Source organism: Spirosoma litoris (assembly GCF_054776755.1).
Genome location: NZ_BAAHBI010000026.1, coordinates 1 through 1,997, shown reverse-complemented (window position 1 = coordinate 1,997; position 1,997 = coordinate 1). Strand labels below are relative to the sequence as shown.

2 protein-coding genes are annotated in these 1,997 nt (G+C 39.7%); one reads left to right on the top strand and one right to left on the bottom strand.

Going from position 1 to position 1,997, the window contains the following annotated elements:
* Positions 1-354: 354 nt before the first annotated feature.
* Positions 355-669 carry a hypothetical protein gene (locus ACYVGR_RS16650; RefSeq protein WP_460958638.1) on the bottom strand — a complete coding sequence of 105 codons (315 nt, stop codon included), beginning with the start codon at positions 667-669 and terminating at the stop codon, positions 355-357.
* Between the two features lie 26 nt (positions 670-695).
* Between ACYVGR_RS16650 and ACYVGR_RS16645 the strand changes: the two genes are divergently transcribed.
* On the top strand, positions 696-1,472 hold the full coding sequence (locus ACYVGR_RS16645) for an IS5 family transposase (RefSeq protein ID WP_460958636.1): 777 nt from the start codon (positions 696-698) through the stop codon (positions 1,470-1,472).
* The last annotated feature ends 525 nt before the right edge of the window (positions 1,473-1,997 follow it).

Sequence of the window (1,997 nt, the reverse complement as noted above, 5' to 3'; positions counted from 1 at the left end):
TTTCGTTAAGTTGTTTTCCCTACATCGAAAATACGTCATTATCAATCTGATTTAGTATAAGAACTTTCTCCACCAGCCATAATAAAAGAAACTACAAATTTTAAGGGCATCTTCACTTCCATTATATCCCCCTAGGACAGCAAAAAATTCAAATAAATCACGTACAACTTTTACTTCTTCAGAAATTTTATTATTGAACCTGTTTAAACTTTTAAAAATAGGTGGGAATTGAGTGTTTTTTTGTCATTCCGACGCAGGAGGAATCTTCGGGTGCGCAAATATTCCTCATCCCGAAGATTCCTCCTGCGTCGGAATGACAAAAAAACATACCCTTTTCTTGGTAAAAAAGAAAGTTTAAACAGCCTCATTTTTAGATAACATATCTTCTGGAAACGCAGCTTTTTCGAATTTCTCTTTATATCCTTTTTGGTTATCCCATTTATTTTTCACTTTCCATGCTCTATGCCTGATATCGTGAAAACGATCATCTCTAAATTTCTCAAATAAACTTAGCGTGGCTAAGTTTATTTGACGTTTGTCAGTATCTTGCCAAATTTTTATGGATACAGCTAAAGCTAAAAAACTAGCAGTTGAAGCTGCTAAGGTTAGTGACTTTTCCCATCTATTAGAGCGTGTTGGGGAATTGAAAAAGACTGGTAGCTGTGTCACCTTTGTGGTCGCCAAACTACAAGCAGATGACCAAACAGTTTACTAAACTGACCAGCTACCAGTGGGCTGCAATATCGCCCTTTTTACCCCTTGAACGCAAACGAAAACTTGATCTATGCCAGGTCATGAATGCCATCTTGTGGTTACTTCGCACGGGTTGTCAATGGCGAAATTTACCCAATGAATATCCCCATTGGCAGGCCGTATATTACTATTTCGACTGTTGGAAAACCAATGGAACGCTTGAACGAATCAACCGGGAGTTGAATCAACTGGATCGAAAGCAGGAGAAACGCGAAGCGTATCCATCTGTTTTTTGTGTTGATAGTCAGAGCGTTAAATTAGCGCCTATGATTTGTGAATATCGAGGCCTCGACCCACATAAGAAAGTTAACGGTCGCAAACGCCAGTTATTAGTCGATACGGGCGGGCGGTTGTGGGCAGTTCATGTGCATGCGGCTAATGAAGCTGATGGGCCCGCTTCATTGGCTTTGGTAAGTGACGTTTTGTGGTACGGTGACCGGGTCGAAAAGGTGTTTGGTGATGGAGCTTACGGTGGCGTTTTTGCAAAGGAATTAACCAGATGGGGCATTAATTTTGAGCGAGCTTCACGTCCTGAATCGGCTCAGGGCTTCGTGCCAGTTGCTAAGCGTTGGGTAGTGGAACGAACTATTGCTTGGACTAATTTCTTTCGGCGAACCATTAAAGATTACGAGTACACACTATCTTCTTCGGTTGGCTGGCTACTTTTGGCTAATATTCAGTTGATGTTACAACGTATTGGACCAGAAGACCAACTATAATTCCCCAACACACTCTTAAAATCGCCCTCCAATACGTTACGAGCGTTTTTCAGCCACCAAATCTTTCGTATTTTAGGTTTAATGAAAAGAAATGGATGATATTTTAAATTGGCAATTTATATTTTTCAGGTAAAATAAAAACGGCCAAACTGTACCACATCTAATGAGCCATCACAGTTAAGCTCATGGTCTTGTTAGAATAAAACCTACCTTATTCGGTGTGTTATAAGTAGCTGTTTGATAGATGACTATCTTTTTACATTCATTGCTAAAAACGTACATTGGCCATTTCTCAGCACGACCGTCTTTAATTATTAAGTCCACCCTGAATATTTTTCCAGTGTAATTAGTTGGGGGGTAGTCTCCGTCCGGATTATAAGTCTTAGTAACTACTTTAGCCATCGCTGAACCCGTATCAATGTAATTGGCATAAAGTGAGTCAGGATCAATTAGAATCTTCTGATTTGTATCGCCCTGAAATAGCTTGACAATTTTAGGGCTTATTTTGAGTGACTAATATAACAC